The 19,076-nt window shown below is 67.4% G+C and carries 14 protein-coding genes and 4 pseudogenes; 6 read left to right on the top strand and 12 right to left on the bottom strand.

Annotation, left to right across the window (positions count from 1 at the left end):
- Positions 1-183: 183 nt before the first annotated feature.
- Positions 184-671: pseudogene (locus Bsp3421_RS13060) on the top strand (periplasmic heavy metal sensor).
- A 250-nt stretch (positions 672-921) separates the two neighbouring features.
- On the opposite strand, the gene Bsp3421_RS13055 reads toward Bsp3421_RS13060, so the two are convergent.
- From Bsp3421_RS13055 to Bsp3421_RS13040, 4 genes are all read right to left on the bottom strand, one after another.
- Positions 922-2,001: a hypothetical protein gene (locus tag Bsp3421_RS13055; protein WP_273996368.1), complete on the bottom strand. Its 1,080-nt coding sequence runs from the start codon at positions 1,999-2,001 to the stop codon at positions 922-924.
- A 487-nt stretch (positions 2,002-2,488) separates the two neighbouring features.
- The gene (locus Bsp3421_RS13050; RefSeq protein WP_273996367.1) at positions 2,489-2,734 is read right to left on the bottom strand and encodes a hypothetical protein; all 246 of its coding nucleotides are present in this window, start codon (positions 2,732-2,734) and stop codon (positions 2,489-2,491) included.
- Positions 2,731-3,975, bottom strand: a complete 1,245-nt coding sequence (locus Bsp3421_RS13045; protein ID WP_273996366.1) for an alkaline phosphatase family protein — start codon at positions 3,973-3,975, stop codon at positions 2,731-2,733. Before Bsp3421_RS13045 ends, Bsp3421_RS13050 begins: the two co-directional genes overlap by 4 nt.
- A gap of 267 nt (positions 3,976-4,242) precedes the next feature.
- On the bottom strand, positions 4,243-6,006 hold the full coding sequence (locus tag Bsp3421_RS13040) for an aspartyl protease family protein (protein WP_273996365.1): 1,764 nt from the start codon (positions 6,004-6,006) through the stop codon (positions 4,243-4,245).
- 390 nt (positions 6,007-6,396) lie between these two features.
- Between Bsp3421_RS13040 and Bsp3421_RS13035 the strand changes: the two are divergent.
- The 4 genes and pseudogenes from Bsp3421_RS13035 to Bsp3421_RS13020 all read left to right on the top strand — a co-directional run bounded on the left by Bsp3421_RS13035 (position 6,397) and on the right by Bsp3421_RS13020 (position 9,717).
- Positions 6,397-7,852 (top strand): annotated as a pseudogene (locus tag Bsp3421_RS13035) (DUF1800 domain-containing protein).
- A gap of 4 nt (positions 7,853-7,856) precedes the next feature.
- Positions 7,857-9,008 carry a DUF1501 domain-containing protein gene (locus Bsp3421_RS13030; RefSeq protein ID WP_273996364.1) on the top strand — a complete coding sequence of 384 codons (1,152 nt, stop codon included), beginning with the start codon at positions 7,857-7,859 and terminating at the stop codon, positions 9,006-9,008.
- A 78-nt stretch (positions 9,009-9,086) separates the two neighbouring features.
- Positions 9,087-9,308 (top strand): hypothetical protein, encoded by a 222-nt coding sequence (locus Bsp3421_RS13025; RefSeq protein WP_273996363.1) that lies wholly within the window; start codon positions 9,087-9,089, stop codon positions 9,306-9,308.
- 64 nt (positions 9,309-9,372) lie between these two features.
- On the top strand, positions 9,373-9,717 hold the full coding sequence (locus tag Bsp3421_RS13020; RefSeq protein WP_273996362.1) for a hypothetical protein: 345 nt from the start codon (positions 9,373-9,375) through the stop codon (positions 9,715-9,717).
- A 25-nt stretch (positions 9,718-9,742) separates the two neighbouring features.
- Here the strand turns inward: Bsp3421_RS13020 and Bsp3421_RS13015 are convergent, their stop codons facing one another.
- Positions 9,743-11,122, bottom strand: a complete 1,380-nt coding sequence (locus tag Bsp3421_RS13015) for a hypothetical protein (protein ID WP_273996361.1) — start codon at positions 11,120-11,122, stop codon at positions 9,743-9,745.
- Positions 11,123-11,536: 414 nt separating this feature from the next.
- On the opposite strand from Bsp3421_RS13015, the gene Bsp3421_RS13010 reads away from it, so the two are divergent.
- Positions 11,537-12,646, top strand: coding sequence for a hypothetical protein (locus Bsp3421_RS13010; RefSeq protein WP_273996360.1), 1,110 nt, complete (start codon positions 11,537-11,539; stop codon positions 12,644-12,646).
- Between the two features lie 51 nt (positions 12,647-12,697).
- Here Bsp3421_RS13010 and Bsp3421_RS13005 read toward each other — a convergent pair whose 3' ends face one another.
- The 7 genes and pseudogenes from Bsp3421_RS13005 to sctJ form a co-directional block, all read right to left on the bottom strand.
- Positions 12,698-14,293 carry a hypothetical protein gene (locus tag Bsp3421_RS13005; protein WP_273996359.1) on the bottom strand — a complete coding sequence of 532 codons (1,596 nt, stop codon included), beginning with the start codon at positions 14,291-14,293 and terminating at the stop codon, positions 12,698-12,700.
- Between the two features lie 46 nt (positions 14,294-14,339).
- Positions 14,340-15,146 (bottom strand): type III secretion system export apparatus subunit SctT, encoded by an 807-nt coding sequence (gene sctT, locus Bsp3421_RS13000; protein ID WP_273996358.1) that lies wholly within the window; start codon positions 15,144-15,146, stop codon positions 14,340-14,342.
- Positions 15,143-15,649, bottom strand: coding sequence for a type III secretion protein HrpB7 (locus Bsp3421_RS12995; protein WP_273996357.1), 507 nt, complete (start codon positions 15,647-15,649; stop codon positions 15,143-15,145). Before Bsp3421_RS12995 ends, sctT begins: the two co-directional genes overlap by 4 nt.
- Positions 15,646-16,977 carry a type III secretion system ATPase SctN gene (sctN, locus tag Bsp3421_RS12990; RefSeq protein ID WP_273998386.1) on the bottom strand — a complete coding sequence of 444 codons (1,332 nt, stop codon included), beginning with the start codon at positions 16,975-16,977 and terminating at the stop codon, positions 15,646-15,648. Before sctN ends, Bsp3421_RS12995 begins: the two co-directional genes overlap by 4 nt.
- A complete protein-coding gene (sctL, locus tag Bsp3421_RS12985; RefSeq protein ID WP_273996356.1) occupies positions 16,974-17,690 on the bottom strand; it encodes a type III secretion system stator protein SctL in 717 nt (238 codons plus the stop codon). The genes sctN and sctL overlap by 4 nt, the downstream gene beginning before the upstream one ends.
- Positions 17,675-18,327, bottom strand: a pseudogene (locus tag Bsp3421_RS12980) (type III secretion protein HrpB4). Before Bsp3421_RS12980 ends, sctL begins: the two are co-directional and overlap by 16 nt.
- A pseudogene (gene sctJ, locus Bsp3421_RS12970) lies at positions 18,324-19,071 on the bottom strand (type III secretion system inner membrane ring lipoprotein SctJ). Before sctJ ends, Bsp3421_RS12980 begins: the two co-directional pseudogenes overlap by 4 nt.
- Between the last annotated feature and the right edge of the window lie 5 nt (positions 19,072-19,076).

Genomic DNA, 19,076 nt, shown 5'->3' with positions numbered 1-19,076 from the left:
GAGGTGGGTTGGGTTTGGGTGGCCTGGCGTCGCGCTGGCGGGGATCGGGATTGTGGGCGGGGTGGCTTGCGCGTTCATGGTGTCGTTCATGCTCGTGACCGGGGCAACGCGTGGCGGGTATGACGCGCCGGAATCGTCGTATCTGGCGACCGGGTTCGGACATGCCTCGGAATGGAGCGGCGAATGAACGACCGCTCGTTGAAATTCACCCTGCTCGGGTCGGTGATCGTCAATGCGTTCCTGCTGGGCGGGATCGCGGGGCGGCTTATGCGTGGTATGCGGGGGGGCATGGGAAGGTGGGGGCGCCGGCGCAGGCGCATCCGTTGAGGTTTGCTGCGAATGGGTTGTCTGATGCGCGCCAGGAGGCGTTCGCCGATGCGTTGAAGGATGCGCGGCATGACGGGAAGGCGTTTGCGCGCGCCGGGCATGACGGGCGGCAGGATGTGTTGGGGTTGTTGGCCGCGCCGCAGTTGGATCGTGCCGCGCTCGATGCGGCGCTTGCTCGGACCAGGGAAGCGGATAGTGCGTTGCGTGCGCGGGTCGAGCAAGGGGTGGCGGATTTTGCGGGGACGCTGACGCAGCAGGAACGGGCGAAGTTCGCGGAAGGGCTGCGCGAGAATGGGCAGTGGCGGTTGCCGGCGCCGAGGAAGCCGGGGGCGGCTGGGCAGTGAGGGGGGAGGTTTGGTTGTATTTGTGAAGTCTTAATGGACGCTTCTTTTCTTCGTGAGAGGATGCCGGCGGTCAGGTGTGCAGCTTCGTTGCGGGCGCATCGGGTTCCGTTCTATGGATTTCACGTCTCGCATTCATGTCATTCAATCCACCGCGGGAAATTGCCCGATTTATCGGTGACGCCACGCTGGTGCCCGATACCGTCGGCGAATCGCCGTGCTCCGTTCGGCATTTCTTGCGTCGTGGCCACCGTCACTGAAGTTGAAGGGGAATGTCCATTGTACGGTGCCTGATTATCTTGGGTGGGACTACATTGCCATGGATGTCGCAGTACACCACGAGGCCCGGATGATCAGGATCACCGCATAGCGTGTAAGGTCCGTTTGAGGTTGCCATGCCTGGTGCCGCTGGCGCTGCAGCAGGTGCCAAAACCGGTGCGACTGCCGCCGTGTCAGAGACTTTAATGAGTGCCGCGGTGCCATCGTCGTCGACAGCCCAGGCCGTGCTTCGCAAGAATGGATTCGGGCCGACCGATATGTGAATTGCCGCTTTCTCGCTTGCTGCGACTACGTGTTTACCAACCGGAAGAATGACATCGGCGCTCGGCACAAAGCTGACAGTAATGGTGTTCTCGTCTGTCAACTTTGACTCTACTCCACCTCCGACCGTAAACGGACCAACACCTACCTGTACTTGACCATTCGCGTCGGTTAGGTAAGTGATATCGAGTTGAAATGTATTTCCTAGATCTGCTTGAGGCGCCAGCGGGTTCAAAGCAGAGAAGCAAGGTAGCGGGTCACCGTTCGCACTATTTTTCTGTGCCGCTTCTATCAGATCAGCCCGTAGAAGCAGGAGCGCTTTAGCAATGGGGGCGTCGTCGAGACTTGTATTCTGAAGCTTTGTATCCTTATAGATATCGGCATAGTAACCAGACGGCTCGAGCCACTCGTTAAACACCAACGTGCTGGTAGCTACGTTCTCGGTTGAGAGGGATGGTTTGATAGTCAGCACCGGGGTGATCTTGCCGCTGGCATTTCCGGAAATAGTCGTATCGAGTTTTGTCAACAAAGTCACCTTGATGCTTGTGATATTGAAGTCGATCGAACCGTCACCGCACCAGAATCCACCACCCTTGGGGCTTGCGAATTTCTGTGAGGGTTGTCGGGTTTTCTGGACTAGATAGACACCCACTTGTCGTTTAATGTCGGTTTGCACGTCTTGCACACGACTGAGATCAATTGCCGTTACGGCACTGCCACAGCCTGTAAGTAGTGTAGCCCAAATTGTAGAGGAAAAATTCAAGATATTGAATAATCGCGCAAGAATCTTCATGGTTCCCCTCCGCGGAGTCGAAAGAGACAAGGTGTTGGCGAATTTTTGCTAAGCGAATGAAATTTGCGACGTAAAGATCGGACGGAAATATGCTTGGGTAGATAATTCGTTATTGATTTAATTAAATCCCAGTTTCTATTTCGGAGATATTATTATTTATATTTGATATTTATTTTTCATGTTTGAATGTTCGGTATGATTGGCGTGTCTCTGGAGTAGTTACTGATTTTAATTAAAAATTAAGATGCTGTGCGTTCTGCCAGTCCTCTATATGCGCAACTCCGAACAGTGGTTGGTACATTCGTGTACCAACCTGTTGGGTCGAAAAGTCGGCGTGTTTCGTTATATATTTGATGTTCCTCCTGAGGCAGTGATTGAAGTGAAGCAGTCGCATGAATGGCGGATTCCATGGATTTGATAAGCGAGAGAGGTTGCCCGAATACCGACAGTCAGTCTTGCGTTCCCCCGGTGTTCCACGATGTCTCTTTTACTTGTTAGGGCCGTGCTCCCTCTGCCGCCGTATCTCACGCTCCTTCAAGAGCCGCGGCATCAGTTCCTTGATGTACTCTCTCGCATCGCCCCGCGTTGACACTCGCGCGAAGCGCTGGTGCGCGGCGTCCTTGCCGACCAGATCCACGTGGGCCTTGCGCAGCACGTACAGCAGCCCCATCAACGTGCTGGACTCGGGCACGCGTTCATGGTCGCGCTTATGCGCGGATGTCGTCTTGTTCATGTTCCTATACTCGTCGGGCAGTCCTGGCGACACGTATGAGTGATCAGCGACAGCACGTCCCTAGCATTCTCGTCACGATCCGTCAGCGGTTGCAGGCCAAACAGGCGTTCAACAGTCGCGAGCACCGAGCAGTGATCGTACGGTGTGTTATCGACCTGCCCTTGAGCAACCCAAGGCGACACAACGATCGCGGGAACGCGCACGCCATAGACATCGAATCCGAATCCACTGGCGTTCAGCGTCGCGGCCGCGCCGTCGTTCGGAGGAACAGCGTGACCGGGCTTAACTGAATCGTAGAAGCCACCATGCTCGTCATAAAGAATCAGCAAAAGGCTCCGATCCCACAACGGCGAGTTACGGATCGCGCCATACACACGGGCAACGAGTTGGTCACCCGCGGCAAGAGTGTCCATCGGATGCTGCGAACTCCCGTTCTCATAGGTATCGCTCACGACATCGCCGTAACCCGGTTCGATGAACGTATAGCGAGCCGTATACCCCGAGGCGAGGTCCGCTTCGAAGTGCGACAGGTCGTCGACATCCGTAAAACTGATGCCCTTGATCGACGCGACCTGCGGTATGTGGCCGAGTAGGTCCCCTAGATGATCCTGATAAAGGCGGTAGTAGCTTTTACCGAGCGCATCGAAAATCGATCCTTTCGGATAGCCGAAGCCATCCAGGTTCTCCCATATGGCCATTTCCGCCGAGGTCGGCGAATGATCGAGCCCGGCCGACGACGCGCCATGCAGGAAATAACGATTCGGCCAGGTCGGACCGGGCAACGACGAATGCCACCCGTCACAAAGCACGAACTCCGTCGCAAGCTGGAACAGCGCGGGACACTGCGTACGGGCGTCGACGCCTTTCATGACGGCCCCCACGTCGCCGCTTTGCGGCGGCGTGCCTTGAGTCCGGGTGGTCGCATAGTTCGAGACGAAACCGGAGTTGTCGACGGAGGGATAGGGCTGCCCTTGTTGAAACTTCGCATTCGCGCCGCACAGCTGCTCAAGCACATCCGTGAATTCATGCCCGGGATCAGTGGGCATCGGGTCGGGCGCGCCGTCGCCGAACGCATAGGTAGCACCGTTGTAGGTATTGGCGTTTCCATTGGTAGCAGCGACGATTCCAGGAATACCGGACAGCGCGAACAGATGGTCGAAGGACCGGTTTTCCAGCATCAGCACGAATACGTGCTGGATGATCTGGTCCAAACCGTTACCGGCCGCAGCGTTTGCATTCATGAATGCGTACTCCCGTAGGTCACACGACGGCCGGTCTATTTTTCTGATTTCGTGGACGTCGGATCACGCAGAATCTTCGCTGCATCAGACGCAGCTTTTTGCCCCGTTGCCATGTTCGCCGCTCGAAATACTCTCATCGATTGATGCGGTCGATTGACCATAATCCTATGAAGGGGTAAGCGAAATTTCAAGGCATCCATGTTCCGAGGAACATGGCTGACATCCGCCGCCAAGCAACCATTCGGCGATGCAGCACTGACGGTTTCCTTACTGCACATAATCCCTTGGCTGCACCGCCAACTCGAGAACCGAACCCGCCCGTAAAACCGTGAGCCTGATAGGCGCGTCATCGCGCGTCCTAAGCCTGGACTTGATCGCCAACACCACGGCCCCCGATACCTCCCGCCCATTGATCCCGATAACGCGATCGCCTTCCCGCAGCCCGACCTCGGCCGCCGGCGAACTTTCCCTGACATAGCTGACGTTTGCCACACCGCTGTTCGCATACTCGATCCCGAAACCCGCTCTGTTATAAGCCGAGGGAAGGGGGCGGCCAGACACATCGGATTGCGCGATCCACAGCCGCCGCGCCTTGTAATCGAACGTCACGGCGCACGACCCCAGCAATGCGTCGCCCACATCGGCGGCGAATTCCGAATCGGTGTTCAGTCCGCTGTCGACGCTGGAAAACATGCCGATGACATCGGCAAAGGTCACGGTTCCGATCGTGACCGACGAGATTCGCCCGGCCTGGATCGTGCTGCCTCCGCCCACGGCGGACAGCGATCCCCCGATGTCATACAGCCGCTCGGGCATTGCCGTGGGATGCGCGATACCGAACGTCCGATTGACGAGAAGCGCTCCATTGAATCCGGTATCGAGCCAGAAATAGTCGGCCACGCCATTCATCGCGCCTTCCACCACGGGCACGGTGTGATCGAGCGCGATGACAGAAGCCGCCGAACCGCCGGCCGTCGCCTCTCCAGGTTGAAGCGAGAGGCTGATCGTCCGGTTGGGAAAATCGAAAGTGGTTGTAAACCGCGCAAGCACTTCATAGCCGATCAACCCGGCATCCTGCGGGGCGACGCCATTCGAAGCGCCGTCCCTGATGGAAACAAACTGATCTCGCAGATGGGCCGACCCGATGCGCAGATCCCCGATCTTCGCGAAGCGGATCGTGGTCGCCGCACCGGTTATCCCCGTCTCCTGTCCTTTCCCGAACAGCTTGAGTCCTGCGGCATCGGCGGCGGCCCGCGACATCATCAGCGCGCCGCCGCTGTCGAACAGGAAGCTGAACGGTCCTTTCCCGTTGATGAAGACGTTGACGCGTGGTTTCCCGCTTCCATCCATCGGAATCGTCGTGGTGTCGCCGCCGTCGATCCAATGATCGCTCGACGTGGATGCCGGTTTTTGGGCGCGTTCATCGACCCGATCCGAGGCAGCGCCCGTCCGCACCCGAACGGCGCGCAGATCCCACTGATTCCCGTCGCGATCCACGATGCGTTGCCTGAAAGGAATGACGCGATCGCCAACGCGACGATAGTCCGAGTAGGTCGTCGAGGCGACATCCGGTTCGTCTCTCCGGGACCAGCGCAGCGGCAGATGCGTCACGCGGGAAATCCAGGCGGTTGTCGCCTTGCCGCCTTGCGGCGATACGCGCAGCGTGTCGGCGGGCGTTCCGTGGAGCGGCTCGGTGCCCGACGACCGGATGCTTGCCGGCCAGCACTTATTCGCTATCCCGCCGCTCAGCCAATAGGCATCGCTCACGATGCCTTCCCGATAGCCGGCGAAATCCGCGTCGCTGACGATGCCGCCGGCATCCTTGACCCATGCCCGAGCACCCGATACGCCGAAAGAGAAATCCGCGGGGCCCGTATCGGTAACCTGGAGCGTCGCTATGTGTCTGCGCGGATCGACCGCCGCGAAGAACTTCCCGACGAGCCCCTTCGAACGGGCGGTCCCTTCGATCAGGAACGGACGACAGTCCGTCAGCCCATTGGAAGAGGAGGGAATATCACCGGGGCTGCTCATGCTTTGTCCCGTAACCGGGCGCGCCTCTCCGCTATCCGCCCGTACCGCACCGGCCGTCAAGGCAGCGACGCCCAACACGATCGAGCAAGAAATTTGGACAGGGATGAATCGCGGAGCAGGCATAGGCAGGCTGTACGAACCGAATGCGAGGGAAATCGATTCTACGATGCGCAAAAATTGCCGACATCAACCGGGCCGCCGGGAATACGCAAGCCTCCAACCCATCGCCATCCAATACGAAATCCCGGCGCATATCATTGACCGAACGCCGACTCGCCACCCCCGCATTCGACCGGAACGCCCGGAAAGCAAAAAAAATTCGCCGCAACCGCGACGGATTCCCACGCCCCCTCCGTTTAACGTTCATCTCTCCCGCGCGAAGGAACGAGCATGTCCCCCTCTCCCGATCCGGCCTCAGCGGCGATCGCGATGAACCGCTTCGGGCTCGGCGCGCGTCCGGACGAAGCGCCGCCCGCCGATCCCGCTGCGTGGCTGCGCGCGCAGCTCGACCATTACGACCCGGCATCCGCCGCGTGGGCGTCGGAACCCGATTCCGCGACCCTGTTCGGCGCGTACGCGCAAACCCGCCAGCAGGAAAACCGCGCCCGCGCCGCCAAAGCCCCCTCGGACACCCCTACGGCATCGACATCCGCCGCGGCCTCCGGCACGGACCCCCGCCCAGCAAGCCACGCGCAAGATGCTGCGCGCCGAGGTCGGCGACCGTTACCGCTCGGCGGTCGACGCCCGCGTCAACAGCGCGCTCGTCACGCCGACGCCCTTCGTCGAACGCCTCGTGCATTTCTGGGCGAACCACTTCGCGGTCTCCACCGAGAAACCCCAGGTCGCGATGCTCGCGGGCGCATTCGAACGCGAAGCGATCCGCCCGCACGTGCTCGGCCGCTTCGAGGACATGCTGGTCGCCGTCGAGCAACATCCGGCGATGCAGTTCTTCCTCGACCAGAGCGCGTCGGTCGGCCCCGACAGCCCGGCCGCGATGCGCGCCGCGCAGCGCAATCCGGCTCGACCGCGCGGCCTCAACGAGAACCTCGCGCGCGAAATCATGGAGTTGCACACGCTCGGCGTGCGCAGCGGCTACACCCAGCAGGACGTGACGGAATTCGCGCGCGCCTTGACCGGCTGGAGCGTCGCGAACCTCCAGGACGCGACGCGCCTGGGCGCGACCCCGGGCACCTTCGTGTTCCGGCCGGCGCTGCACGAGCCGGGCTCACGCACGGTGCTCGGCCGGCGCTATGACGACAACGGCGAAGGCCAGGCCCGCGCGGTGCTGCACGACCTCGCCGTCGCACCCGCCACCGCGAAGCACGTCGCCACCCAACTGGCCCGGCATGTCGTCGGCGACCAGCCGCCGCCCGCGCTGGTCGAACGCCTCGCCGCGCGCTTCACCGAAAGCGGCGGCGATCTCCCGACGCTATATCGCACGCTGATCGACGCCCCCGAGGCCTGGTCGCCCGCGCCCGCGAAGTTCAAGACGCCGTGGGACTGGACCCTGTCCGCGATGCGCGGCCTCGGCTGGCGCGAGGTGGGCAACCTGCGCGCCGCGCCGCTGCTGACCTAGCTCGGCCAGCCCGTCTGGCGGCCCGGCTCGCCGGCGGGCTATGACGATCTGGCCGCGAGTTGGGCCGCGCCCGACGCGCTGGTGCGGCGCGTCGAGGTCGCGCAGCGCTTCGCGGCGCGCGCGGGCGATGCGTTCGATCCGCGCGCGCTCGGCGCGCAGCTGTTGCCGGGCACGCTGGGCGCGCCGACCGCGCAGGCGATCGCGCGCGCCGAAAGCACCTCGACCGCGCTCGCGCTGTTGATGGTGTCGCCGGATTTCCTGAGGAGATAGCACGATGATGTCCCGCCGCCATTTCATCCGCGTCGCCGCCGCCGGCGCGGGCGCGCTGCTCGTCGCGCCGCGCATCGCGTTCGCGCGCGCCGGCACCGAGCAGCGTTTCGTGTTCGTGATCCAGCGCGGCGCCGCCGACGGGCTCAACATCGTCGTGCCGTACGCCGAGCCCGCCTATGCGACCTTGCGCGGTCCGCTCGCCGTGGACCCGGCCGCCGCGACCAAGCTCGACGGCACTTTCGCCCTGCATCCGTCGCTGGTCGAGACCGCGAAGCTGTACGCGGCGCGGCAGGCGTTGTTCGTGCATGCGATCGCCTCTCCGTACCGCGACCGTTCCCATTTCGACGGCCAGAACGTGCTGGAAACGGGCGGCCGCGCGCCGTACCAGGTGAAGGACGGCTGGCTCAACCGGCTCGCGGGCCTCTTGCCGCCCGCGCGCACGCCGGCGATCGCGTTCGCGCCGACCGTGCCGGCCGCGCTGCGCGGGCGCGTCGAGGTGGCGTCGTACGCGCCGTCGGGCCTGCCGCCCGCGCCGGACGATCTGCTCGCGCGCGTGACCGACCTGTATGGCCGCGACGCGCAGCTGCGCCCGTTGTGGGACGAAGCGATGGCCGCGCGCGGGCTCGCGGGCGATGCCAAGGCGCGGCAGGACCCGGCGGGGCTCGGCAAGTTCGCCGCGACGTTCCTCGCGCGCGACGACGGGCCGCGGCTCGCGATGATCGAGACGGGCGGCTGGGATACGCACAGCGCGCAGAACCCGCGCCTCGCCACGCAGCTGAAGGGGCTCGACACGCTGCTCGCGGCGTTGCGCGACGGGCTCGGGCCGGTGTGGGACCGCACCACGGTGCTGGTGGCGACCGAATTCGGCCGCACGGCGGCCGTGAACGGCACGGGCGGCACCGATCACGGCACCGCGTCGGCGGCGCTGCTGGTCGGCGGCGCGGTGACGGGCGGCCGCGTGATCGCGGACTGGCCGGGATTGCGCCCGGGCGATCTGTACGAGGCCCGCGACCTTCGCCCCACGGCGGCGCTCGATGCGCTGATCGCGGGCGCGGCGGCCGAGAGCCTCGGGCTCGATCCGCAGCGCACGGCCGCGACGCTGTTCTCGCAGGCGGGTGCGTCGCCGCGTCCGATGAGCGGCCTGGTGCGAACCTGAACGCGATGCGGTCGGACGAGCGGGGAAGGGTTTTTTGCAGTCAACGTGTGTTTTAAAACAAGGCGAACAGGTGTGTCGATGAAGAGGAATGTGCCGGTGCGGAGTCTGGTGTGGGCGGCGGGGGTGGCTGTCGTGTTGTCGGCGTGCGTGGTGGAGCCGGCGCGGCCGCCGCAGCCCGAGCCGATCGTGGAGGTGATGCCTGTCGCGCCGGGGCCGGCCTATCACTGGGTCAAGGGTCACTACCGTTGGGAAGGCAACCATTGGGGCTGGGTGCATGGCCGCTGGGCCCAGGGGTATTGATGTGTGAACGGCGTCGTGGAGCGGCGTGTCGCGAAGGGCGGCGGCGGGTGAGCGAGTGCGCTTGATGGACGCGTATACGCTGGTCGGGCTTGCGTGGGTCGTGGTGATCGTCGTGGGCGACCGGCTGGTGGCGCGTTGGCTGCGCGACGACGAGGAGGAAGACGGCGAACGCGCGACGCGCCCGCCGTCGACACGCGGCGCGCGGGAGCCCGAGGCAGGCCGGACGGATGAGGAGACCCGGCCGGGCGCGGGCGCGACCGGCGCATCCGTGCGGGACGGCGCGTCGCGCATGGAGGCGCAGCCGCGTTGTGCCGCCGTTGCGCAGCGCGTCGCCGAATCGGGCCGCGTGGCCGGTTCGACGCCGTCGCCGAACGGGCGCGACGACGATACGCCGGAGGCGAAGCCGTGACGCCGCGTCCCACCGCCCGCGAGCATTATTTCCGCACCAGCCGTTGATAAGGAAACAGCGAACCGGCCGGCAGGAAGACAAACTGCTGCGGATCGCGCACGGGCGTCACGCTGCTGATCGATTGATACGGATGGACGGGCCCGCCGCTGGCCTGACGCCACGTAAAGCCTGGAAACGTCTTGTCCGGATAGGATTCGAGGTAGCGCTTGATCTGGGCCCGGACATCGTCCTCGTTGCCGGCGGTGCCGAGGATGACCGTGTCGTCGATCTTGCCCGTCGCGCCGAATCCCCCGAATTTCCCGAAATGCCGGGTGGGCTCGGTAAACACGTCGAGTATGCCGAAGCGCGCGTCGCGGCCGGCGTCCAGTGAGTAGATGTAGCCGAAAGTGGCCGCTTCATCGCGATCCAGGCCCTTGATCGAGGACAGCGCGTGATCCCAATGCCCATTGGGCGGGGTTGCGCCGGGGACGATGTTGATCAATCGGCCGGTCGGCCAGCGCACCATGTTCACGCCGGATTCGAATGCCGTGAGCCGCCCCGGCTCGCGGATCCTCCAGCCCTTGAAGTAGAGCAGCGCCTTGCTCTCGAAGGCCCAGCTTCCGTCGTCGAGCGTGAGCTGCAGGATCGGCTCGCCGTTGTCGACGAGGTCTTTGAGGGTGCTCAGCCTGGTGATGCCGTCGCCGAGCTTGTCCTTCACGGCCTGCCGAATCACCAGTTGCTCAGGCTCTCCGCGCCCGTTCCGCACGATCGTCACGGCCGTGATGGTCAGCGTGTTGGTGGGGAAGAAGCCCGTTCTCGACATGCGCGTGATGCTGCCGCCATAGCCGAGTATGTCCTGCACCCGTCCCTGGGTCGTGTCGCCGTAGATCCAGGAGAGCACCTTCGATTGCACGATCGAGGCGGCGGCCAGCGCGATCCCCGCTTCCTGGACGATGCCGGTCTTGGAGACGATGAGGCCCACCACGCCGTAGATTTCCCCGAGGGCGGAAAGAAACGTATCCCGGAGTTCGACGTTGTCGCTCGAATCGGACAGCATGCAGTTGTAGACCGCCGCCGTGCCGCCGTTGCCCGTGACGTCGTTGTAGACCGTGGTGGTGGTCGAGATGAATCCCCTCGCGGCGGGCAGGTCGGGATAGTGGATGCGAAGCGTGAAGGCGGGCGTCGCCGGATGCTCAGGGTCGTTGACCGCCACGCTCAGCAGCGCGCCGTGTTCGCCGATGGCGACGTCGAACGAGCAATTGTCGTCGTGCTCGATACGGAACCAGGGGCCGGCCGCGGCGATTTCCGTCGAGATGATCCTGCCGGCCAGTTTCCGGGCGGAGGCGGGCTCGGTGCTGTCGGCGTGTCCGTGCCATTGGGTGATCACAGGTTTCCCGACTTCGATCCCGTCCGGAAACATCATCACGAGACTCTCGCCCACGCGGTGCGACGGCCATTGTGCTACGCCTTGATAGAGATTCATGTTGCATGCCTTCATCGTTGAGAGGTGGGAGGGGAGACCTGGCGCAGCGACGGCGGAAGGCCGGCGGGGGCGGCGGGACGGCCGACGCGGCGCGGACGGTCGATGAGCCTGCGCGGCGAAGCACCTGCTTGCCCGCGCGCAGGCGCGCCTTCGAAACCGGTTGATCCATCGGCGTCGGCGTCGGCGTCGGCTTCGCCGCTTCGCCCGCTTCGACGCCGCTTCGTCCGCCGCGCCGCTCGACGCCCGCGATTGCGCTATATCTCTGCCGCAGGTGCGCGACGCGCATGCCCCGTCGTGCGCGCCGTGCGTTCAGGCGCGCACGGCGCGTCCTTGAATCCAAGCGGAAAGACCACTGTCATGAGTTCCTCGTCGATTTCGGCCATCGGGCGCGCATCGCTCCAGCCGCACGTCACGCCCGCGCCAGGCTCGACCAATGCCTCCGCGAGCCCGGCGCCGCCGCGACCGCCCGCGCCGCCGCGCAGCCGTTCGGGCGGGCCGCTCAACCGGTTTCAATCGTTTTCCGCGAACCAGAGCACGCGCACCCAGACCGAGGCCGCGGTCGCGCATGCCACGCCGGCCGCGTCCGTCACGGTCGCCGCCGTGGTCACGACAACCGAGGTGCGGAACGAGCCGGAGGCGGCGACCACGCACACGTCGTCGCCTTCGCCTATCGACGCCTTCCGCGCGCAGGTCCGCGGCATCGCGTTCTCGATGCCGCCGTTGCAGCAGCGGATCGCCGAGCTTGGCAACCTCGTCGAGGCATGCACGACGTTCCTGCATGAACAAGGGACGCTCCGGATCGTCGGTCGTGACGAACTGATCGAACACGTCGCGCGGGACATGGAGGCAGGCGATCAGGCGGCGGCGCACGGTCAAGGTCTGGCCGCTGCGCGCGCATACATCGACACGAGCCTCGCGTCGGGATTCGCCGCGCGGCATCTGGACGGCGCGCCGATCCACGTGCTGGCCGGAGCCGACGGCAGCCACTTCGCGCGTCGCGAGGTGCTGCGCCTGCTGTCGGCGCACGAGGGGCGGACGGAGATCGAGAGGGAAAACAACGACGCGGACCTCGATGAAGCGCTGGCGGAAGCGGTGACGCGTTTGATCGAGCGGGAGCGGGGCGTGGACGTCCCGAACGCCCACCCCCACGCGTATCGCGCGGCGGCCGGGATGCTGCTGGGCCTGGCCGATGCAAGCGAGGGGGTCAAGCGCGGCATGCTGCAGGCCTACGTGCAGGGCGGTGGCGAGAAGACGCTCGTCGATGCGATGGCGGCGCACCGGGAGGCGCGAGCCGGGCACAATCAGAGCGTGGACGACGCGAGCGCGCATGCGCTCATGGCCGGGGTGCTCCGGGAGACGGTCGGCGCACTGCGCGGCCACGTGTCGCTGCAGCAGGCGATCGGCGGCTGCGTCGCGCCGACGATGCCGAAACGGGATGCGGACCCGGGCACGCGGTTCGCACGATAAGCCCGGGCGGGGCCGGCGCGGGGTCGCCCGGCCCCGCACGGTCGACACGATTCACCGTCGCCGCAATACGTCCCGCATCGCCACGATCTCGCCTTCCGTGCGTTCGCCGTTCGCCGCGCGTTCGGCCTGCGCGCGGCCCGCTTCGGTCGCGCGCGCGTGCGCGCTCGCCGGATCGTTCGCAAGCCCGATCTCGATGCGCCGCACGATCAGGCTTTCGATCGCATAGCGCGCCTCGCGCCCGCGCATGCCGAGATCGCGCATCAGCCGGTACGCATTGCCGAGATGCGGGTCCTGTTCGATCCGCTCGCACAGCACGCGCCGCTGCTGCGTGATGGACTGTCCCGGCGCATGCACCGCGCGATGAAACGCATGCAGCGTCGCCGCGCCGTCTCCCGCATAACGGTCGAGGTCGCGATCGATCAGCGTGAGCGCATGCGCGGCCACGAGGTCCGCGCGTTCTTCCTTGCGCGCCGTCGCCTTGCGCTCGTCGATCAGCCGCCCCGGGAAAATCCGTCCGAACAACTGGCGATCCGCATCGGGCCGGCTGTGCTCCTTGAACATCGCGTGCATCGCGTCGCGCGCGGCGGCCGGCGTGTCGACGGGCACCGTCGCCGGATCGAGCGCGAGGCGTCGCGACAGCGCGCCGCGCTCGATCTCGCGCGCCTTGTCGTTGCGCCATTGCTGCTTCACGCCGCGCATGCCCTTGCCGACATCGAGCGCGTTCACGAGCCCGAGCGCGAAGCCCGCCTGCTTCGCGCCGAGCGCCGCGGCCCCGGCCGGCGCGGCGGCGAGCCCGTGCGTGCCGGCGATCAGCGCCGCGCCCGAGGCGATCCCGATCACGTTGCGGCTGAGTTCGTAGCCGGCGCGGCTCATCCGCTTGCCGGCGACTTCATCGCGGATGTAGAGCGTCAGCAGCACGTCTTTCGCATGCGCGCGCTCGGCGGCCCGCTCCGGATCGGCGCCGGCCGCGAGTTTCGCGAGCTTGTCCGGGTCGTAGCGGAACGCGCCGTCGCCGTCGCGGGTCAGGATCAGCGTGTCGAGGCGCGGCCCGGGCCCAGGGCCTCGCGCGGCCGCCCGGAAGGCGCGGACGTCGGCGTCGAGCATCGCGTTCAACTGCTTGTCATAGCGCTTGTGCTTGCGCCAGGAGGCGAACAGCGCATGGCTGTTCAGGCTCGCGCCCGCGCCTTCGTGCGCGAGCCCCGCCGCGAGCGTGCCGATGCCGAGGTGGGTGGCCATTGCGCCGTGTTGCGCCGTGGCGACGGCGTTCAACAGCGGGCCCTCGGGACGGATGCCGTTCAGTTCCAGCGGCGTGAATCCCGGTTCGCCGCGTTCGAACGCCTGCCCGGGCTGACGCGGCGCGGCCGGCACCTGGAACGCGACCGGCTGCGGGGGCGGCGGCGGCGCGACCGCGTTCGCCTCGACGTGCGGAATGCCCTCGAACCAGCGGTCGGCGCGCGCAGGCGCGGGCGGCGTCGGCAGGCGCGGCGGCGCGCCTGCCTGGCGCGCGGGCGGCGCGTCACGCAGGGGGCCGCCTCCGCGCGGCCCGGCTGTCCCGCGCGCCCGGTTGCGCGGCGGCGCGGCGTCGTGCTCGTGTCCGGCGGCGGACGGCGTGGTGGACTGAAACAGGCGCGAAATCAGGCGAACCATGACGACATCCCTCCTGGGCAGGAAAAAACGCGGCGCGGCCGCGCGTTCAATGGCCGGTCATCTGACGCAACTGCTGGGCGAGCCCGGCGAGCGACAGCTGCGCGTGCATTTCGCTGACGAAGCGGCCGGCGAGCAGCGCCACGATCAGGATCGCGACCGCGCCCTTGAGCGGCTGGCTGATCGACATCACATCGAATTTCTGCGCGGCCTTCGCGACGAACGCGAGGCCGACGTCGATCAGGAGCAGCATCACCATGACCGGCGTCGCGAGCCGCGCGACCATGTCCATCAAGCCGGCGAGCCGCGCCTGCGCGAACGCTTCGAGCAGCGGCGCGGGGATCGGATCGAAGCTCGCGAGCGGCCACCACTGGTAGGACTCGTAGAGCGCGCCGAGCAGGAAGGTCATGCCGCCGAGCAGCCAGAACGCGGCGATCGCGAGCTGGCTCAGCAGGGTCGCCATCAGCGACGCCTGCGAGCCGGAACTCGGGTTCTGCACCTGCAGGTTGTTGTAGCCGGCGAGGTCGTCGATGTAGGTGCCGATGCCTTCCGCCGCCCAGAACACGGTCGAGGCGGCGAACGCGAGCACGAGCCCGATCAGCGCTTCCTTGACGGCCACGACGAACAGGAACGCGCCGTGCAGCTGCGGAATCAGCGCCTGCTGGCCGAACGCGACGAACAGGCACCACACGGCCGCCGCGCCGGTGCGCAGCGTGCCCTTGAACACGCTGTCGGCGGTCGCGGGCAGGATCGTCATCAGCACGAGCAGGCGCGTGCTGCAGATCCCGAGCAGCGTGATGAAGCCGATCAGCTGGTCGCCGAGCGGCTGAAGCGGGAACAGGTCGTGGGCGTTCATGCGCGGCTCTCCCGGCCGGCGAGGCGGCGGGCCAGCACGCCTTCCTCGATTTCCTCGTCCTGCAGATCCTCGGCGGCGGCCTCGGCGGCGCGCGCGAGCCGCTGGATGCGTGCGCGCACGACCTCGACCTGGGCGTCGTTGCGGGCGATCCGCCGCGTGGTGTCGGCGAGCCGCTCGGTGCATGCCTGCCAGGCGGTGCGCAGCCGCGCGCAGTGCGTCTCGGCGAGCGCATGTTCGTCGAGCAGCGTGTCGCGGTAGCGGCGGCACGCGCTGTAGTCGCCGATCGTGAACGGATCGGTGCCCGACGCGAGCGCGCCGAGGCGGGCCGTGTAGCGGTTCGCGGTATCGAGCGCGGCCTGCGCGCGCGCTTCGCCGTCGGCCAATTCGGCGGCGGCGGCGGCCTGGGCGGCGCGTTCGCCGGACTGCTGCTCGCGCAGCGCGACGCCGCGCTTCTCGCGGCGCGCGAGCAGGGTCTCGAACGCGCGTTGCTGGCGCGACTTCATTGGACCAGCTCGTGCAGCGCGGCCAGCGTTTCCTCGGCCGCCATGTATTCGTCGGTGCGCTGGTTCAGGAACGCGCGGATCCGGTCGATCTTCGCGACGGCCTCGTCGGCGGCCGGATCGCTGCCGGCCTGGTATTCGCCGAGCTGCAGCAGCGTCTCGATCTCGCGGTGCTTGGCGAGCAGCTGGCGCAGCCGGCCGGCCGCGCCGATGTGCTCGCGCGTGGTCACCTGCGGCATGATCCGCGACAGGCTGCCGAGCACGTCGATGGCCGGATACTGGTTGCGCGCGGCGATGTCGCGCGACAGGATGATGTGGCCGTCGAGAATGCCGCGCACTTCCTCGGCGATCGGGTCGCTGCCGGAATCGTCCTCGGCGAGCACGGTGTAGAGCGCGGTGATCGAGCCGCGCTCGCCCATGCCGGTGCGTTCGAGCAGGCGCGGCAGCTCGGCGAACACCGAGGGCGGGAAGCCGCGCCGCGCGGGCGGTTCGCCGGCCGCGAGGCCGATTTCGCGGCCGGCGCGCGCGAAGCGCGTCAGCGAATCCATCATCAGCAGCACGCGCTTGCCCTGGTCGCGGAAGTATTCGGCGATCGCGGTCGCCGCGTAGGCGGCTTTGGCGCGCTCGATCGAGGAGCGGTCCGAGGTCGCGCACACGACCACCGAGCGCGCCATGCCGTCCTCGCCCATGATCAGTTCGACGAATTCGCGCACCTCGCGGCCGCGCTCGCCGATCAGCGCGATCACGTTCACGTCGCACGACGCGCCGCGCGCGAACATGCCGAGCAGCGTGCTCTTGCCGACGCCCGCGGGCGCGAAGATTCCCATCCGCTGGCCTTCGCCGAGCGTGATCAGGCCGTCGACGATGCGCACGCCGGTCGCCATCGAGGCGTCGACCATCTTGCGCGACATCGGGTTCGGCGGCGGCGCGAGCACCGCCGGGCGCATCTGGTCGCACGCGAGCGGGCCGCGGCCGTCGAGCGGTTCGCCGAAGCTGTCGATCACGCGGCCGAGGATGCCGTCGCCGACTTTCACGGAGAGGGGCCGGCGCAGGCCGATCACGCGGGTGCCGCGATTGATCTCACCGAGCGCGCCGAACGGCGACAGCAGCGCGACGTTGCGCGTGAAGCCCACCACCTCGGCATGCTGGAGCAGCGCGCCCGACGGGCTGCGCAGCTCGCACAGCTCGCCGAGCGTCACTTCGAGGCCGACGACGCGCAGCAGCGTGCCGATCACTTCGAGCACCTTGCCCGTCATGTTGACGGCGGGATCGATCGCGAGCCGCGCGGCCATCGCGTCCGCGATGCGGGACAGGTCAGTCATCGTATTCATGTGTGTCGGGCATCCTCGAGCGCGCGGGACAGGGCCTGGCGGATCGCGCCGAGCTGGGTGTCGAGGCTCGCGTCGACGGTGCCGAAATCGGATTCGCACAGGCAGGTGCCGGGCGCGACGCGCGGTTCGACCAGCACTTCGACCGGCACGTTGCGGCCCTGCCGGCGCCACGCGTCGGCCAGTTCGCTGAACTGCGCGCGGGCGGTCTCGTAGTCGGCGTCGCAGACCCGCACGGTCAGGTAGCTCGCATCCGCGACCACCCGTTCGACGGTCTCCGCCGCGCGCGCGAACAGGCCGCGCGCATCTTCGGTGCGCACCATCTGCTGGACCGCGGCCGCGACCAGCTCGGCGAGCCGTTCGCGCATGCCGTCGCGCACGCGGCGCTCTTCCTCGAAGGCGTCGGCGGCGCGCGCGTGCCAGTCGGCGAGCGCCTGCGCGGAGCCGGCGTCGTAGCCGCGCGCGTAGGCGTGGTCGTGTTCGAGACGGGCGGCGTCGACCAGCGCGTCGGCCTGGGCGCGTGCGTCGGCGAGCACGCGCTCGGCCTGTTCGGCGGCGGCGCGCAGCACCGCTTCGCGTTCGGCCGCGAGCGCATCGAGCGCGTCGGCGAGCGCGGCGACGGTTTCGAATGCGTCGCGGGGCAGCACGCCATGCGGCACGTCGAGACACAGATCGTCGGCGAGCGGGACGCCGTGGTTTTTCAGCCAGACAACCATGACCACTCCGGATGTTGAGCGAGCAGGCGCGCGAGCAGCGCCGCGCCGTCGCCGTTGGGCGCGGCGTCGGCGAGCCAGGGCGGGCACGCGGCGTCGCGCGGCAGGGCGAAGCGCACGGCGCGCGTCGGGCCGGCGGGCGACCACGCGCGCTCGCGCTCGAAGCGGCACCAGCCTTCCCACGCGAGCGTGTCGTCGGACTGCCCGGCGAGCGGCGGGGCGGCGTCGGCGCGCGCGCGCGGCGCATCGGGCAGCGTCGCGAGCGCGCGCGCCGCGTCGGCCCCGACCCAGGCGGCGAGCCGCGCTCGGCTCGCGCGGTCGATCCAGTGCCGCAGTTCCGTGTGCCGCGCGAGCAGCGCGCGCGCAGGCGCAGCAGGCGCAGCGCGTCGTCGATCGGCAGCGCGGCGAGCCGGTCGGCCGGCGCGTCGAAGCCATCGAGCGCCGGCGCGGCGTGACCGAGCGTGCGCAGCAGCAACTGCGAGCAGGCGGCGCGCAGCGCCGGCGCGTGCGCGTGCATCGTGGCGACGAGCGGCGCGAGCGCGCCGTGCCAGCTCACGTGGACCCAGTCGGCCGCGCGACGCAGGTTCGCGTCGTAGCCGGCCAGCCAGCGCGCGCGGTCGCTCACGCCGGGCGGGCTCATGACGCGGCCGCCTTCGGCGCGGCGGCGCCCGACGCGGCGGCGCCCGGCGCGGCCGTGGCGCCCGCGCGGCGGCGCCACCACAGCGCGCCGCCCGCCGCGAGGCCGAGCAGCGCGACGAGCGCGGCCACGCCGGCCGCGAGCCATGCGCCGCCGGCTTTCTGCGCGGGCGCGGCCGCGGCGAGGTCGACGGGGTCGGCCGCGACCGAGGTGACGCTGACTTCGTCGTAGGTCAGCCCCTCGACGCTGTGGACGACGAGGTTCTTGATCTGCGGCGTCAGCGTCGCGAGGTTCGCGCTCGGGCGGTACTTGATGAACACCGATGCCGACGAGGGCTTGACGGTCTGCGCGAGCGGATCGTTGTTCGGCAGCACGATGTGCACGCGCGCGACCACGACGCCGTCGATCTTCGACAGCGTGTCCGACACACAGCTCCTGCGACACGCCGTAGATGAAGCGCACCCGCTCCTCGGTCGGCGTCGAGACGAGGCCGTCCTTCTTGAACAGCGCGCCGAGATCGTCGTAGCGCGCGGCGGGCAGGCCGTGCGCGCGCAACACTTCCATCGCGCGCACGATCTGCTTGTCGTCGACCGCGAGCGTCCAGGTCTTGCCGGCGTCGGGAGTCTTTTTCTGCGCGTCGATGCCGTTTTGCAGCAGCGCGGCGAGCATCTCGTTGCAGTCGCGCTCGGCCAGGCCGCCGTACAGCTCCTGCTGGCAGCCCGCGAGCAGCGCGCAGGCCAGCAGCAGCGCGC

The sequence above is a fragment of the Burkholderia sp. FERM BP-3421 genome (genome assembly GCF_028657905.1).
In the GTDB taxonomy this organism is placed as follows: Bacteria; Pseudomonadota; Gammaproteobacteria; order Burkholderiales; family Burkholderiaceae; genus Burkholderia.
The sequence above is the reverse complement of the archived record's forward strand: the minus strand, read 5'-3'. Positions and strand labels throughout refer to the sequence as shown.

Bases quoted from the DNA above. Each gene is read 5' to 3' on its own strand.
- Bsp3421_RS13010 (WP_273996360.1), top strand. From the start codon at position 11,537: ATGAGTTCCTCGTCGATTTCGGCCATCGGGCGCGCATCGCTCCAGCCG.
- Bsp3421_RS13005 (WP_273996359.1), bottom strand. From the start codon at position 14,293: ATGGTTCGCCTGATTTCGCGCCTGTTTCAGTCCACCACGCCGTCCGCC.
- sctT (WP_273996358.1), bottom strand. From the start codon at position 15,146: ATGAACGCCCACGACCTGTTCCCGCTTCAGCCGCTCGGCGACCAGCTG.
- Bsp3421_RS13025 (WP_273996363.1), top strand. From the start codon at position 9,087: ATGAAGAGGAATGTGCCGGTGCGGAGTCTGGTGTGGGCGGCGGGGGTG.
- Bsp3421_RS13040 (WP_273996365.1), bottom strand. From the start codon at position 6,006: ATGAGCAGCCCCGGTGATATTCCCTCCTCTTCCAATGGGCTGACGGAC.
- sctN (WP_273998386.1), bottom strand. From the start codon at position 16,977: ATGAATACGATGACTGACCTGTCCCGCATCGCGGACGCGATGGCCGCG.
- Bsp3421_RS13020 (WP_273996362.1), top strand. From the start codon at position 9,373: ATGGACGCGTATACGCTGGTCGGGCTTGCGTGGGTCGTGGTGATCGTC.
- Bsp3421_RS13050 (WP_273996367.1), bottom strand. From the start codon at position 2,734: ATGAACAAGACGACATCCGCGCATAAGCGCGACCATGAACGCGTGCCC.
- Bsp3421_RS13030 (WP_273996364.1), top strand. From the start codon at position 7,857: ATGATGTCCCGCCGCCATTTCATCCGCGTCGCCGCCGCCGGCGCGGGC.
- Bsp3421_RS13055 (WP_273996368.1), bottom strand. From the start codon at position 2,001: ATGAAGATTCTTGCGCGATTATTCAATATCTTGAATTTTTCCTCTACA.
- sctL (WP_273996356.1), bottom strand. From the start codon at position 17,690: ATGGTTGTCTGGCTGAAAAACCACGGCGTCCCGCTCGCCGACGATCTG.
- Bsp3421_RS13045 (WP_273996366.1), bottom strand. From the start codon at position 3,975: ATGAATGCAAACGCTGCGGCCGGTAACGGTTTGGACCAGATCATCCAG.
- Bsp3421_RS12995 (WP_273996357.1), bottom strand. From the start codon at position 15,649: ATGAAGTCGCGCCAGCAACGCGCGTTCGAGACCCTGCTCGCGCGCCGC.